Annotated in this window: 10 protein-coding genes; all 10 read left to right on the top strand. The window is 53.0% G+C overall.

From position 1 onward, the window contains the following. Positions 1–157 precede the first annotated feature (157 nt). The gene (locus tag BR86_RS0100605) at positions 158–1,216 is read left to right on the top strand and encodes a Bug family tripartite tricarboxylate transporter substrate binding protein (protein ID WP_051684485.1); all 1,059 of its coding nucleotides are present in this window, start codon (positions 158–160) and stop codon (positions 1,214–1,216) included. A gap of 154 nt (positions 1,217–1,370) precedes the next feature. Further along, complete coding sequence (locus BR86_RS0100600; protein ID WP_031471083.1) at positions 1,371–1,919, top strand: tripartite tricarboxylate transporter TctB family protein; 549 nt, start codon at positions 1,371–1,373, stop codon at positions 1,917–1,919. 87 nt (positions 1,920–2,006) lie between these two features. Beyond that, the gene (locus tag BR86_RS0100595) at positions 2,007–3,533 is read left to right on the top strand and encodes a tripartite tricarboxylate transporter permease (RefSeq protein ID WP_242841535.1); all 1,527 of its coding nucleotides are present in this window, start codon (positions 2,007–2,009) and stop codon (positions 3,531–3,533) included. A 173-nt stretch (positions 3,534–3,706) separates the two neighbouring features. Then, complete coding sequence (gene aroD, locus BR86_RS0100590; RefSeq protein ID WP_031471081.1) at positions 3,707–4,465, top strand: type I 3-dehydroquinate dehydratase; 759 nt, start codon at positions 3,707–3,709, stop codon at positions 4,463–4,465. A gap of 308 nt (positions 4,466–4,773) precedes the next feature. Continuing rightward, a complete protein-coding gene (locus BR86_RS0100585) occupies positions 4,774–6,258 on the top strand; it encodes a leucine-rich repeat domain-containing protein (protein WP_031471080.1) in 1,485 nt (494 codons plus the stop codon). Positions 6,259–6,287: 29 nt separating this feature from the next. Next, entirely contained in the window at positions 6,288–6,839 is a 552-nt protein-coding gene (locus BR86_RS0100580; RefSeq protein WP_031471079.1) for an NAD(P)H-dependent oxidoreductase, read from the top strand. Between the two features lie 369 nt (positions 6,840–7,208). After that, a complete protein-coding gene (locus BR86_RS0100575) occupies positions 7,209–7,511 on the top strand; it encodes a metal-sensing transcriptional repressor (RefSeq protein WP_031471078.1) in 303 nt (100 codons plus the stop codon). Between the two features lie 22 nt (positions 7,512–7,533). Continuing rightward, positions 7,534–10,191 (top strand): heavy metal translocating P-type ATPase, encoded by a 2,658-nt coding sequence (locus tag BR86_RS0100570; protein ID WP_031471077.1) that lies wholly within the window; start codon positions 7,534–7,536, stop codon positions 10,189–10,191. A gap of 352 nt (positions 10,192–10,543) precedes the next feature. Further along, positions 10,544–12,202 carry an ABC transporter substrate-binding protein gene (locus BR86_RS0100565; RefSeq protein ID WP_075034395.1) on the top strand — a complete coding sequence of 553 codons (1,659 nt, stop codon included), beginning with the start codon at positions 10,544–10,546 and terminating at the stop codon, positions 12,200–12,202. Positions 12,203–12,265: 63 nt separating this feature from the next. Then, complete coding sequence (locus tag BR86_RS0100560) at positions 12,266–15,649, top strand: EAL domain-containing protein (protein ID WP_031471075.1); 3,384 nt, start codon at positions 12,266–12,268, stop codon at positions 15,647–15,649. Positions 15,650–15,651 lie beyond the last annotated feature (2 nt).

Genomic DNA, 15,651 nt, shown 5'->3' with positions numbered 1-15,651 from the left:
AGTTATTATGAAGTTACGACAGGGGGGAATGTCGTAATCCTCTAAAATCTGCGGTGGTTATCTCAGTACCGCCGCAGAGCATTGAAATGAATTCTATGAGGAAAGGATCAGGTAGGCAGTAAGGGTTTTACAAACGAACGAAACAGGAGGAAGTAAGATGAAAAAAGCTTTATCAGCAGCACTTGCAATTGCGATGACTCTTTCCATGGCGGCCTGCGGCAGTTCGCCCGCGAAGACCGCATCACAGGAATCCACAGCGGCAGCGTCAACGGCGGCAGCCGCAGCTGCATCCACATCCGGCAATACCGGAGATTCCGCAAATTATCCGACGCAGAACGTAAACGGTATTGTCCAGTGGGGCGCCGGCGGCGGTACGGATTCCCTGATGCGTCCGCTTTCCGCTCTGGCAGAACAGAAACTCGGCAAATCCATTGTCATTCAGAATATGACCGGCGCTACCGGCTCGGTCGCTACACAGTATGTCTATGATGCCGCTGCGGATGGCTATAACCTTTTGATGGGCGCCGAAAATCCGGCACTGTACGATGCCCTTGACATCAGTGAACTGACTTACGAAAACTTTGACTGTGTCTACCTGATCGGAGACGAGGTTGTGGGTATTGTGGTCGGAAAAGAATCTCCGTACAAGAGCTTTACCGAGATTGTCGAAGCGGCAAAGGCGGCTCCGGATACCATTAAACTTTCCACAACCGGTACCGGCGGACTTCCGTGGGAGGTCGGATCCTTTATCACCGACATTACCGGCGCAACATTCAATCAGGTTCCGTATGACAGCGATGCATCCGCGAAAACAGCGGTCATCAGCGGCGAGTGCGACTTCACCGTGTGCAAGGTTCAGTCCGGCGTCGAAGACTGGAAAGCCGGCGAACTGAACTACTTATGTCTCCTTTCCGAGAAGCCGGTAGAGATCATGAAGGACGTTCCGCTGATCACAAAGGAATATCCGGACTTTGAGAAATACCTTCCGTGGGGACCGTTCTACGGCGTATTTGTAAAGGAAGGCACCGATCCGGCGATCACGGAGACTCTGGCAAAGGCATTCTCTGAAGCAGGACCGGAACAGAGCTATCAGGAGGTTCTGAAGAACTTCAACATCAATTTCCTCGGCTATACCGGTGAAGAGGCGAAGAATTATATCGCTTCCTGGAGAGAGAACACCGTGTCTGCGCTGAAGAAGAGCGGTGCGATTAAGTAAATCATACATGCAAGGACGGGTTCTGATCGTAGGCCCCCCGGCAGGGGCGATATGCCCCTGCCACTTTTATACCCAAAAACAGGAACCGGAAAGGGAAAAACGTCTGGCTGACGGGATCTCAGCCATAAATTTTGCAGTAGGAAGGAGTGCCGGAATGAAGGAAGAAAATGTGACATTGGAACCGGCGGAAGAGGTCAGTACGGATGAGATGATCCTTGTCAGGGAACATCCGCTGGAGGCAGGAGAGAAGGTTTTCGCGATTGTGCTGCTGGTTGCCGGGCTCATTGCGTTCGCGATGGCGATGGAGCTGTGGGGAAGAATGAAGGAACCGAAGATTGCGTCCGCAGCGGCGGTTCCGGTGTTTGTCAGCGGCCTCTGGAGCCTGATGGCGCTGCTCACCGTGATCGAAAATGTAAAGCAGTCCACGCCGCTGTCGGGCAAAAAGCGCATTGCGGAGAAGATAAAAGCCGCGATTGGCTATGCGCTTCCCATGAATGTCATGGCGGTCATTGGGATGATCCTCGTGTACTGCGTCCTGTTGCTTCAGGGCATCAGCTTTTACATTGCGACACCGCTGTTTCTGTACGGTGCCATGTGCTATCTGACAAGAAAAGATTATGGAAAGAACATCCTCTGGACCGCCATCGTGATGGCGTTCATTGTCCTGGTGTTCCGGATGCTGTTCAGCGTCGTATTTCCGTAAATCATGAGGTGAAAGCAGGGTGGAGGTAGGTCGAAACTTTCATCACGGTTTGTGCCGTCAATCGAAGGCGGCGGAATGGAGATTAATATGATGGAAGCATTATCTTATATGGCTGTGGTGTTCCAGGAACCGTGGCTGATCGCTCTGGTGGCGGCGGGAACCTGCGCGGGCGTCTATGTCGGCGCCATTCCCGGACTCTCCGGAACCATGGCGGTTTCGCTCCTGGTGTCATTCACGTTCGGCTGGGAGACGCACAGTGCGCTGGCGGTCATGATCGGCGTATTCGTCGGCTCCGTATTCGGCGGTTCCCGATCGGCCATTTTGTTAAATATTCCCGGCGCGCCGGCGGCGGTGGCCACGGCATTGGACGGATACGCCCTTGCGAAGAAAGGGCGTGCCGGTGAGGCGATGGGACTTGCGACTTCCCAGTCTTTTATCGGAACACTGTTGGGCGTACTTGCGCTGGCAACCTGCGCTCCGCTGGTTGCGGGACTTGCGCGCAATTTTCATTCCATTGACTATCTGATTCTTTCCCTTATGGGACTGATGATGGTCGGTTCCCTGAGCGGGCGATCCGTCAAGTTTGGACTCATCGCCGGCTGTATCGGCATTTTCCTGGGCTGTGTCGGCGTGGACGGTCAGACGGCGGTAAAGCGCTTTACCTTTGACATCGTTTATCTGAATTCCGGCGTGGACTACGTCGTTGCCATGATCGGTCTCTTCGGCGCTTCCGAGGCGCTCAGTCAGATCACGGACATGTCCCAGGCACCGGTGAAGCAGAAGGTGGACCGGATTCTTCCGTCCTGGAAAGAGGCGGCCAGGTTCCTGCCGCTGACCATTAAGTCATCGATTATCGGCGTGCTCGTGGGTGCGCTTCCGGGCGCCGGCGGCGATATCGCAGCGCTTCTGAGCTATGACCAGGCAAAACGATCGGTGAAGAAGCCGACGGCTCCGTTTGGCAAGGGAGCGGTGGAAGGAATCATTGCCCCGGAGTCTGCCAACAATGCGGCCATCGGCGGCGCATTTATCCCCATGCTGACGCTCGGCATTCCGGGCGATGCGGTGACGGCGGTTCTGATCAGTGCACTGACGATTCAGGGACTCCGGCCGGGACCGAATCTGATCGCCCAGACACCGGATCTTTTCTGGCTCATCGTTGCGAGCCTGCTTCTTGCATCCTTTTTCCTGCTGGTATTCGGACTGACCGGAATCCGGGCATTTACCAAAATCGTGGAGATCCCGAAGGGGATTCTCATGCCGACGATCCTGATTCTGTCCGTTATCGGCTCCTTTGCAATCCGGAACAGTGTCTATGACATTTTCTGGATGTTCGGCTTTGGTCTGATCGGTTACTTCCTGAAACGGTACAACTATCCGATCGCGCCGATCGTTCTCGGCTGTATTCTCACCAAACTCTGCGAGGAGAATTACCGCCGCGGCGTCATGCTGGAGGGATCGGTACAGGGAATGCTGGGAAGTATTTTTACCAGCCCGATCTCCATGGTTCTGTTTGCACTGCTGGTATTCCTCTTCGCGACACAGACGGAGACCTACAAGAACTGGAAAGCAAAGAGGGAGGAAAAGAAGGAAACGAAGAGGGAAGCCCTCGGATAACGATGCGTTCGGATATGCCGGGATAACGCTGCGGAGAAACGAGACAGAGATTATGACGGCGAATTCGGCTGAAATGATTTTGCGGAAACGGATTCGGCTGAAATGATTTTTGCGGCGACGGATTCGGCGCGGGCGGGTATCAGGCATGGTATACAGTAAAGAGAGGAACAACTATGAACACAGTAAAAATCAGGAACATTGAAGTCGGCGAAGGCATGCCGAAGATTATTGTTCCGATTGTGGGCAGAAGCAGAGAAGAGATCGTGAGCCGGGGAAAGGAACTCTCCGGTATGGATCTGGATATGGTGGAATGGCGCGCGGATTTTTATGATGATGTGTTTGACACCGGAAAAGTGCTGGAAACCCTGAAAGAACTTCGGGAGGCCCTGGGGGAGAAGGCACTGCTCTTCACCTTCCGCACAAAGAAGGAGGGCGGAGAGAAGGCAATGGATGCCGATGCTTATACGGAGATGAATGCCGCCGTGGCCGGGAGCGGAAATGCCGATGCGCTGGATGTGGAGATTTTCAGCGGCGATGATGTGGTCCGCCGGAACATTGAAGCAATCCATACGGCCGGTAAAGTGGTCATCGGATCCAACCATGACTTTTTCAGGACTCCGTCGAAGGCCGATCTGATCTATCGCCTTCGGAAGATGCAGGACATGGAAGCGGATATCCCGAAGATCGCGGTGATGCCGCAGAATAAGGACGATGTTCTGACGCTTCTTGCCGCGACGGAAGAGATGAAGCGTTATGCGGACCGGCCGATCATCACCATGTCCATGTCGGCAACGGGCGTGATCTCCCGCCTGTGCGGAGAGGTGTTCGGATCCTCCATGACCTTTGGAACCGTGGGCGCAGCCTCTGCACCGGGCCAGATTCCGGTAGGCCAGTTAAGGGAGTCGATGGAAATTCTGCACAGCGCATTGTAAGCGGTAAGGAAATACGATAAAAAGCATGTTATAATCATCTATCCCGTTGACGGAGTATGGGCTCTGTCAGCGGGATTTTTTTAGGGAAACGCTGAGCAAAGCGTTTCCCCGGCCGGATTTTCGCTGCAAAGCAGCAATTTCCTTTGAAAATCCGTGACATCCGTCGGAGGCTCTAAGGAAACGCTGATATAATTAGTGTTTCCTTAGTTCTTTCATAATGGGAATTATGTATAATGAATTTAAAAGTAGAAAACCATCAACTTATGAATTTGGAATAGGCTTTGCCAGCATACGGGGAGGACCTGCTTATGAAAAAAAGATTGGGATATCTTATGATCATCGGTTCAATCGCGGCGTTAGCCGCTACCGCCGGCTGTGGAGGATCCGGCGCAGCCGATTCTTCTGCGGCGCCGGTGTCTGCCGAGGGGGCCGTGTCCGGAGCGGAGACCGCTGCGGGAGCGATCGGTGAGAGCGGAGCCGCCGGCGAAGAGACAGCGGTGCAGGAGACTACGTCTGAGACTGTACAGGTTAAAGATTACACAGAAAGAGCGGTGGTTACAGAGGACCGGCTGACCTGGGAGTATAACGACAGTACCGCAACAATCCGGATCCGGGGGACAGGTCCGATGAAGGACTACGGAGGTTCGCTTTTTGCGGAACATGACTATGAAGGGGATTATCCGCCGTGGATTGAGTATAAGGACAAGGCACAGCATGTGATCGTGGACGAAGGCATTACCGGAATCGGAAAATGTGCCTTTCTGAATTTTACCGCTTTGGAGAGCACGGAACTTCCGAAGTCGTTGGATTACGTGGGAGAGGCGTCATTTTACTACTGTGAAAAGCTGAACAATGTTAACATGCCGCATGTGAGAATTCTTGAAAAAGACTGCTTTGCGGTTAGTTCAATCGGCGGAAATACCGGCCGGATCGTCATTCCGGAAGGGTGCGAGTATATCGATCAGTATGCCTTTGCGGATATTGATTCCAGGGTGAGTGTGGTATTTCCATCGACACTGAAAGATATGGCTCCTTCCGCATTTCTGAATTATCCCATTTCGGCATATGATGTGGCCGAAGGCAATGAACGTTATATGTCGAAGGACGGCATTTTGTATTCCAGAGACGGAAAAACAATCTACCGTGTCCCGAACCTGAACGGAAAGACCGGATATGAGATACCGGAAGGCGTCGAGACGCTGGCACCGGTGAGCTTTAAAAATCTGACAGAAATTACCCGAATCCGTATCCCGTCCAGTGTGAAAGAGATGAGCGAGGCCTTCGGCGGCAATCATAAGCTGGAGTCCTTTGAACTGGCAGAGAACAATCCGCTGTTCAAGGCGGTGGACGGTGTGCTCTTCACGAAGGACGGAAAGGAAATGATTTCGTACCCGCAGGCAAAAAACGATGAGATCTATTCTATTCCGGCGGGAACGGAGCATCTGAAACCGGGAGCGATCCATCTGTCGCCGTTCCGGGTGATCTATTTCCCGTCCTCCTATATTGGGCCGCAGGAGATCGAGCCGGTTCCGGGAATCTATGCGGGCGAACTGAAAGAAGCACATTATGCCGAGGGAATCAAAGTGATCGGTCCGCAGTCTATGGCGTACTGTGAAGGTCTTGAGACACTGTACTTCCCGAACAGTCTGAAAAAGATCGGGAAGCAGGCCTTCATAACCGCTGCCGGATTAAAGGATATTTACTATGAGGGAACCGAGGCGGAATGGAAGGCGGTGGAGATCGAAGAAGGAAATGAATTCCTGACGCAGGCGACGGTTCATTTTTCAAAATGAAGGAAATAATGAAGGAAATGAGGTAGACGATGATTTTATTTATCAACGCGTGTGTGCGGAAAGGATCCAGAACAAAAGAGCTGGCAGAGTGCCTCCTGGCAGAACGGAATGAGCCGGTGGAGGAAGTGGTTTTACATAACGAGACCTTTCCGTCTGCGGATGAGGATTTTCTAAACCGGAGGGACCGGCTGATTGCGGAAGGAAAATGGGAAGATCCCATGTTTACGCGGGCGAGACAGTTTGCGAAAGCGGATGAGATTGTGATCGCGGCACCGTTCTGGGATCTGTCATTTCCGGCCACGCTGAAGCAGTATTTCGAGCAGATCAATGTGGTAGGGATCACATTTTCCTATTCACCGGAAGGCGTGCCTGTCGGACTTTGCAGGGCAAAGAAGCTGACATATGTTACAACGGCCGGCGGAGGGTTTGTTCCGGAAGTATACGGCGCAGGATATGTGAAGGCACTGGCCCAGGGCTTCTACGGGATTCCGGAGTTCAAGGTGATCAAGGCAACCGGACTGGATGTGGAAGGCGCGGATGTCAAGGCATTGATCGAGGAAGCAAAAGAAGAGATCGAATAAAACCGGATAAAAGAGCAGAAAAAACAGATAGAAAAAAAGCAAACAGGAATTGACAAATACCCTGCGGGGGTATATATTGTGATTCAAGAACGATATATACCCCTGTGGGGTATTGTACTTTATCGGGAATTTTCCCGAAATGCTGATAGCATGTCATAGGAAAACTCTCCGAATTTTCTATGACATGAATACGCTCCGCGAGGATACGACAAAGTCGTGTTTTAACACGTTTTCAACAGGAGGCCTGAAATGACGAAGTGCAAACACTGTGCAACGGAGACCGGCGGAATGAATGAATCCGTCAAATCTGAGGAGACCAAAATAACAACGGGATATATGGAAACAACAGAAACAACAGAAACCGCAGAAATGACAGCCTGTCCGCACTGTTCCGGAAAACACAAGGACAGGGATGAGAAAGAGCGGAAGGATCTGATGAACCGCCTGAAGCGGATCGAAGGACAGGTCCGCGGCGTGGAAGGCATGCTGGAGAACAATGCGTACTGTACGGATATCCTTGTGCAGGTCTCCGCCATCACCAGCGCGCTGAACAGCTTTAATAAGGTGCTTCTTGCCAATCACATGAAATCCTGTGTGGCGGACAATATCCGTCAGGGAAACGATGAGATCATCGATGAGCTTGTCGTTACGCTGCAGAAACTGATGAAGTGAAGAAAATAGAAAGTGTGACACGATGAAACAATACAATGTAACCGGTATGAGCTGCGCGGCTTGCCAGACCCGGGTGGAGAAGGCGGTCAACGCTGTTGAGGGCGTGGAAAGCTGCGCCGTCAGTCTTTTGACCAATTCCATGGGGGTCGAGGGAAATGCATCGCCGGAGCAAATCATCAAAGCGGTGGAAGAGGCGGGATACGGCGCAAGCCTGAAAACGGCCGGCGCGGCAAAGGCTTCGCAGGGAAACGAAGCGGATGCGCTGAAGGATACCGAGACGCCGAAGCTGAAAAAGCGACTGATCGCCTCGCTGATTTTCCTGATCCCGTTGATGTACGTATCGATGGGGCACATGATGTGGAACTGGCCTCTTCCGGCGTTTCTGGACGGCAATCATGCTGCAATGGGACTGTATGAGCTGCTGATCTCCGGCATCGTCATGGTGATCAACCAGAAGTTTTTCATCAGTGGATGGAAAGGACTGATCCACAAATCGCCGAACATGGATACGCTGGTTGCCCTCGGCGCGTCGGCGTCATTTGCCTACAGTGTCTATGCCCTGTTTGCAATGACTTCCGCCGTGATGGCGCAGAATGAAGCGGGAATCATGTATTACATGGATCAGTTTTACTTTGAGTCGGCGGCGATGATCCTGACGCTGATCACCGTGGGAAAAACGCTGGAAGCCAAATCCAAGGGAAAGACCACCGACGCGCTGAAATCACTGATGAAGATGGCGCCGAAGACCGCGGTGCTTCTGGATGGAGAGACCGAGCGGACAGTGCCCGTCGAGGAAGTCAAAGTGGGCGACCGGTTTGCGGTCAGACCCGGCGACAGCATACCGGTGGACGGTATCGTCATTCAGGGAGCGAGTGCGGTCAATGAATCCGCACTGACCGGGGAGAGTGTCCCGGTGGAAAAACAGGCGGGCGATAAGGTGTCCGCGGCGACGATCAACACCTCCGGATATCTTGTCTGCGAGGCGTCCCGCGTCGGAGAAGACACCACGCTTGCCGGAATTATCCGGATGGTCAGCGATGCCGCGGCGACGAAGGCACCGATCGCCAAGATCGCCGACCGGGTATCGGGGGTGTTTGTGCCGGTGGTCATCGCGATTGCGGCAGTCACCTTCGCTGCGTGGATTCTTGCGGGCGAGTCATTCGGCTACGCGATGGCGCGGGCGGTATCGGTTCTCGTCATCAGCTGCCCGTGTGCGCTCGGCCTTGCGACTCCGGTTGCGATCATGGTGGGCAATGGCGTCGGCGCAAGGACCGGCATACTGTTTAAGACGGCCGCAGTGCAGGAGATGGCCGGGAAAGCGCAGATCATCGCACTCGACAAGACCGGCACCATCACAACCGGCCAGATGCGTGTGACCGATGTGGCCCCGATGGAGGGCGTGAGTCCGGACGATCTTCTTCGTGCCGCTTTTTCGCTGGAAGGAAAAAGCGAGCATCCGATCTCCCGGGCGATTGTGGCGTATGCGGAAGAGAACGGAACTGCCATGCTGGAAAATGATGAATTTGAGGTACTTCCGGGTAACGGTCTTCAGGCGACGATCGGAGGTGTGAGATACGCAGGCGGAAACGCCCGGTTCATTTCCGGCCTGACCGGCGGTTTGACCGCAGAGCAGAACGCACAGATGGAGAAACTTGCAGCGCAAGGTAAAACACCGGTTCTTTTTGCGGAAGACCATAAACTGATCGGTATGATCGCTGTGGCGGATACCATAAAGGATGACTCGGCGGAAGCGATCTCCCAGATGAAGAAAATGGGATTGCATGTTGTGATGCTGACCGGAGACAATCCGGTGACCGCGAAAGCCATCGCGGATCAGGCAGGCGTTGACGAGGTTGTGGCCGGTGTTCTTCCGGACGGAAAAGAGGAAGTCATCCGAAAACTGATGGATCACGGGAAGACCGTCATGGTCGGCGACGGAATCAACGATGCGCCGGCTCTGACAAGGGCAGACGTCGGTGTTGCGATCGGAGCCGGAACCGATATCGCGATCGATGCGGCGGATATTGTTCTGATGAAGGGGAGCCTTCTGGATGTGGCGGCAGCGATCCGCATCTCCAGGGCGACGATCCGGAACATTTACGAGAACCTGTTCTGGGCATTTTTCTACAATGTTATTGGTATACCGCTGGCAGCAGGATGCTATGTGGCCGCGTTCGGCTGGACACTGAATCCGATGTTCGGTGCGGCCGCCATGGGGCTTTCCAGTTTCTGCGTCGTATCCAACGCGCTGAGGCTGAACCTGCTGCGGGTATATGACAATAAAAAGGACAAAAAGATCCAAAACACGGTAACCGGAAAACTGCTGTCACAGCAGACGGAAACCGTGGACGCGGAAACGGCGGGAACACACGCTGTGGATGAAAAAGCAATGGAAACAAAAACTGCGGAAACAAATACAGCGGAAGCAAAAGCAGTGGATGCAAAAGCAACAGAGACACGAAAGGAAGAAAACGAAATGAAAATTACGGTTAACGGAATGATGTGCGCACATTGTGAGGCTCATGTGAAAAAGGCGCTGGAGGCGATCGACGGGATTGAGAGCGCAGCGGCGTCCCATGAAGAGAATCTGGTAACCATCACCAATTCCAAAGAGGTCGATGAGGCACTCATCCGGGCGGCTGTGGAAGATGCCGGATATGAGTACGGCGGCATGGCGTAAGAACCGGAAATGAATCGGGTAAGAACCGGAATGAACCGGGAACGCGGCGGGCTGCTGCATCTGCGAAAGCGGATGCGGCAGCCTGTTTTTCATTTACGAGGCTGACTCGCCAAAGCTCACGCCTCGGTGAGGCCCTGGCGGCGCGCAGAGTCCGTGCGCGTCCCTTAGGAATGAGGGAATACGCACGCCGCAAAGGGAAGAAGGCGTATTGTGAAAATGTATGGAATATTACAAAAATAATGGAGATTTTTGTAAAAAAGCATGGTAAAATTCAATTAAAGAATCATAACATGGGGAAAACACGCACATTGTTGATCATTTGCCGGCGATCGGCCAGGGAAAGGAGACCGTCATGAAACGTACGCTTCTGAAACGGACGTTTGCCTGTTTTCTTGCGATACAGGTTGCACTGTCTGCTTCTGCATGTGGAGCCGGATTTTCCGGTGACGAATCGAACCGGAAGGAGAAAGAGCAGGAACCGGATGTGAGCCGTTTTCTTGTTGCCGTGGAGGATGAACCGGATACGGTCGATTTTCAGTGCACATCCATTCACTACACGGTTGCGCAGAATGTGTTCAACCGTCTTGTCGAGATGGAAAATGATGCGGGCGGAAATATGGAGATTCTGCCGTCGCTGGCCGAATCCTGGGATGTTTCGGAGGATGGAAAAAGCTATACGTTTCATCTGAGAAATAATGTGACGTTCAGCAACGGAGAGAATCTGACTTCATCGGATGTGCTGTATACCTTTGAGCGTCTCCTGACGCATCCGGATTCCTGTAACAGCGATATCGTGGACATCATCGAGGGCGCGGAATCCCTGAAAAACGGAGAAACCGATCATCTGACCGGATTTGAGATCCTGAACGACCATGATTTCCGGATCACGCTGGCGCAGCCCTTTGAGGCGTTTTTAGCCTGTCTTTCCATGCCGGGCGCGTCCATTCTGGATCAGGAGACAACCACGGAGGCAGGTGACCGGTTTGGAACCGATCCGGAGTGGACGGTCGGAACCGGATCCTTCATCCTCTGGAAGTGGATTCCGCAGGAAGGAATGCTTCTGAAAGCGAATCCAGCATGCTGGCAGGGGGCGCCGAAATGTGACGGCCTTGACCTTCGGTTTGCCAATGATGCAAGAGAAATCCGGAGAATGTTTGAAAACGGGGAAATCGACGTGCTCGATCTGGATGAAGTCGGAAATGCGGCAGAGTATTTTCTGCACGGGGACCGGTATCAGGAACGGCTTTTCCATGTTCCGCGGATCGGCATCACATATATTGCAATGAATGAGACGATCGCGCCGCTGAACCGGAAAGCGGTTCGCATGGCGATGCAGATGGCGTTGAACCGGCGGCAGCTGCTGACGGCAGTGTATGGAGACCGGGGCTTGGTGGAAAACGGTATTTTTCCGCACGGGCTGTATGGGTTCAATCCGGAACTTCCGGAGATTCCCTATGATCCGGAGAATGCCCGCAGACTCCTCGAAGAGGCCGGATATCCGAACGGCTGTAAACTGACGGTGAGCGTGAATTCCGCTTCCACCCAATGGGAGCTGTCCGTTCTCCGGCTGGCGGCGGCCATGTGGGAAAAGATCGGAATCCACGCGAATATTGAAGTCATCGACGAGAAAGATTTTATGGACCGGCGCAAGAAGGGAAAACTGACATGCTATACTGCGCAATGGATGGCAGATTTCAATGATCCGGATAATTTCATCTTCACCTTCTTCGGCAATGAGCATAATACGACGTACCGGAGCCTGTGCTATCCGGATCACCGCGTGATGAACCGCATTCAGATCGCGAGGGGAATCGCGGATCCAAAGGATCGCATCCGCGAGTATCAGGATCTGGAGCGGACCATTGTACAGGAGGATGCAGCCTGGATTCCTTTGTATTCCCGAGAGCGCTATTATGTCACGTCGGAAAGACTGGGCGGCATTCAGGCATCCTGGAACGGTTCTGTCAAGAACAAGTATCGGGAGATGACCATAACCGATAAAAAGGAATAATTCTTTTGGTATAAAACGATCGCAGAATGAGCGCGGCGGCAGACAGGAATGAGGTGAGCAGGGATGCGTTCGATACGATTTACCATTACGGTGAGCACGGTTCTGATTATTCTTACGAGTACGATGGCCGTTTTGGGGGCCAGTTATCTCATCGGTCACAATGAGACGGATCAGAATTCCGTGAGAATGATGAACCTGATCAATGAAGACCGGGAAAAAACACTGGAGAAGTATTTCGGCAGTATTGAACAGTCTGCCGAGATTATGGCAAATGTCGCAATTGAAGATCTGGACAGCGTTTTTCTGACCGAATCCGGTGCAGTCCGGACCGGGACTTCGGAGCAGACGCCGGAACAGAAGACAGCGCTTGATGAATATCTTCACGCATACTGTGGCCGGCTTCAGGATCTTTTCTCCGGCGTGGCGGACAATACGCAGGGAATCATTTCGTATTTCTACTGCATCAATCCGGAATTCAGCAGCAGTGAACAGGGATTCTACTACCGGAAGATCGGGAAAACCGGACTGATTGAACAGACGCCGCTGGATGTTGTAAATCTTGAACCGGAGGAGTATTTGGGCGCCACATGGTACGAGGCGGCTGTCAGCATGGGCCGGCCGGGCTGGGTTGGACCGTATGTCTTCGAAGACCAGTGGGTGTACTCCTATTTTGTGCCGATTTATAAGGCGGGGACGTTTATCGGACTGATCGGCATGGATATTTCCTGCGATACGCTGGTGGATCAGCTGAAGGACGTCCGGATTTACAAGACGGGATATGTATGTCTTCTGGCGGCCAACGGCAGGGTGGTCTATCACCCGGATTTCCCGATCGGCACCGGAAAGGATGAGATGCAGTTTGGAGTGGATGAGCAGCTCCTGCAGGGCAAAAACAGTGGCAATGCGTTGATCCGTTATACTGCGGATAATGTGAACCGGCAGGTGTCCTACTCCACTCTTTCCAACGGTCTGACACTTTTCTGTGTTGTGCCGACCGACGAAATCAATGCGCCGTGGATCCGGCTTGTCCGTGACATTGCGATGATTGCGATTTTGATCATTGGTGTGTTTGCCGTTCTGGTGTCGTTCCTGATGGGAGCGATCATGCATCCGCTGAAACAGCTGACGGATGCTTCCCAGAGGCTTGCGGATGCCGATTACACGGTTGACCTGAATTATGAGGGGCGGGATGAGATCGGTGCCCTGACCGGCGCATTCAAGCGGATGAGAGATCAGATCCGGCAGTACATTGAGAACCTGAATCATCAGATACTCTATGACCGGATGACGGATCTGCCCAATATGCGGCATTTCTTCACCCTCGCACTGCAGGAGAAGGAAAAAATGCAGGCGGAGGGGCTGAATCCCGTGATGGTGTACATTGATATCATCGGAATCCGGCACTACAACCGCCAGTATGGATTTAAGACAGGCGATAAAATGATCATGAATCTCGCCAAAATTCTGGCGAGGCATTTCGGCGCACAGCGAATCTGCCGTTTCGGAGGTGACCATTTTACGGCAGTTGCGGATGAGGACAGGGTAGATGAGATTCTGAAAGCGGTGCTGAGGGATTGTGAGACCGCAATCGACGGAAAACGGATGTCCATCCGTGTCGGCATTTATCCGAACCGTCTCGAGGAGGTCGATGTCAGCATTGCGTGCGACCGCGCCAAGTTTGCCTGTGATCTGAACCGGGGAGAAATGTCTTCCTCCATCGCGTACTATGACGAGACGATGCGGAAACAGGGCGAAATGAACGTTCATATCATTCAGAATCTCGACCGCGCCCTGAAGGAAGGATGGATAAAGGTCTATTATCAGCCCATTGTCCGCGCGGCCGACGGAAAGGTGTGCGATGAGGAGGCACTGGCCCGCTGGATTGATCCGGAATTCGGATTCCTGTCACCGGGATACTTTATTCCGGCGCTGGAGGAGGCCAAGCTGATCTATAAGCTGGATCTCTATGTGGTGGAACAGGTTCTGAAAAAGATGAAGGAACAGGAACGTCTGGGGATGTATCTGGTACCGCAGTCGATCAACCTTTCCCGCATGGATTTCGAGAGCTGTGACATCGTCGAGGAAATCTGCCGCAGAGTGGACGAGGCGGGCGTCGATCATTCCATGATCACGATCGAGATCACGGAGAGCATCATCGGAAGCGATTTTGAATTCATGAAAGAGCAGATCGCCCGGTTCCGGAAACTCGGCTTCCCGGTATGGATGGATGATTTCGGAAGCGGATACTCCTCGCTGGACGGTCTGAATCAGATTCCGTTCGATCTCATCAAGTTCAACATGAGCTTTATGGAGCGCTTTGATGAGGGGGACGAAGGAAAGATCATTCTCACCGAGCTGGTCAACATGGCGATGAGTCTGAAGATCGAGACGGTGTGCGAGGGCGTGGAAAAAGCGGAGCAGGTGGAGTTCCTGCGCGAGATTGGATGCACGAGAATTCAGGGATTCTATTACGGAAAACCGGTTTCATTTGAAGAGATCGTTGCTTCGAAGGGAAAAGAAGGCGCCCTGGAATACGAGAATCCGGCGGAGGCGGGATACTATGCTTCCATCGGCCGCATCAACCTGTATGATTTCTCGGCGCTTTCCAGTGAGACGGATTCTTCGCTGGCACATTATTTTAACACGCTGCCCATGTGTATCATAGAGGTGAACGGAACCAGACTCTGGTACAGCCGCTGCAACCAGTCTTATCGCGATTTCCTGAAGCGAACCATGAACGTGGACTACAGTACCGAAGAAATCGATCTCATGGATCCGGACGCGGAGAGCGGAACGCTGTTCCTGAGAGGTGTGATGCAGTGCGTCCGCGATGGCAAGCGTGCGATTATTGACGAAAATGTAGGACTGGATACGATTGTTCATACCATGATTCGCCGGATTGCCGTCAATCCGGTTACGAATATCACCGCGATCGCGGTAGCGGTTCTGGCGGTCAGCACGGAGACGGCTGACGGTGCGGACTCCGGACAGAGAGCGGAAAACAGTGAGGATACGCCGCGGTACATGGCTCACGGGCTTTCGACCACAGCGGAACTGAAGGATACCATCATCTCACTGCTCGACAACATGCCGTGTCTCACATTTACCAAACTGGCGAAAACAGGCGTATATATCGCCTGCAACCAGGCGTTTGCGGAGTACGCGCACAAGACCGGTCCGGCCGGCGTTATCGGCCTGACGGACTCCCAGATTTTTGATGAAAAGACGGCATCACACTTCATCGAAGATGATAAGAAAGCACTTTCCATGAACGAGCCGTACGTATTCATCGAGGACGTTCTGGATGCCGCGGGCAATCGCCGCTGCTTCCAGACAACCAAACTGAAGTATTACAATTTCAACAGTCAGCTCTGCATACTCGGAATGTGTCAGGATGTCACCGACATTGTCCGGGTCCGGAGAGAGAACTCCGACGGGAAAATGTAGGG

It is taken from the genome of [Clostridium] aminophilum DSM 10710, from assembly GCF_000711825.1.
GTDB lineage: Bacteria > Bacillota > Clostridia > Lachnospirales > Lachnospiraceae > Clostridium_R > Clostridium_R aminophilum.
The sequence above is the reverse complement of the archived record's forward strand: the minus strand, read 5'-3'. Positions and strand labels throughout refer to the sequence as shown.

What these genes read in the sequence shown, in the direction of transcription:
- BR86_RS0100605 (WP_051684485.1), top strand. Translation starts at nt 158, where the DNA reads ATGAAAAAAGCTTTATCAGCAGCACTTGCAATTGCGATGACTCTTTCC.
- BR86_RS0100600 (WP_031471083.1), top strand. Translation starts at nt 1,371, where the DNA reads ATGAAGGAAGAAAATGTGACATTGGAACCGGCGGAAGAGGTCAGTACG.
- BR86_RS0100595 (WP_242841535.1), top strand. Translation starts at nt 2,007, where the DNA reads ATGATGGAAGCATTATCTTATATGGCTGTGGTGTTCCAGGAACCGTGG.
- aroD (WP_031471081.1), top strand. Translation starts at nt 3,707, where the DNA reads ATGAACACAGTAAAAATCAGGAACATTGAAGTCGGCGAAGGCATGCCG.
- BR86_RS0100585 (WP_031471080.1), top strand. Translation starts at nt 4,774, where the DNA reads ATGAAAAAAAGATTGGGATATCTTATGATCATCGGTTCAATCGCGGCG.
- BR86_RS0100580 (WP_031471079.1), top strand. Translation starts at nt 6,288, where the DNA reads ATGATTTTATTTATCAACGCGTGTGTGCGGAAAGGATCCAGAACAAAA.
- BR86_RS0100575 (WP_031471078.1), top strand. Translation starts at nt 7,209, where the DNA reads ATGACAGCCTGTCCGCACTGTTCCGGAAAACACAAGGACAGGGATGAG.
- BR86_RS0100570 (WP_031471077.1), top strand. Translation starts at nt 7,534, where the DNA reads ATGAAACAATACAATGTAACCGGTATGAGCTGCGCGGCTTGCCAGACC.
- BR86_RS0100565 (WP_075034395.1), top strand. Translation starts at nt 10,544, where the DNA reads ATGAAACGTACGCTTCTGAAACGGACGTTTGCCTGTTTTCTTGCGATA.
- BR86_RS0100560 (WP_031471075.1), top strand. Translation starts at nt 12,266, where the DNA reads ATGCGTTCGATACGATTTACCATTACGGTGAGCACGGTTCTGATTATT.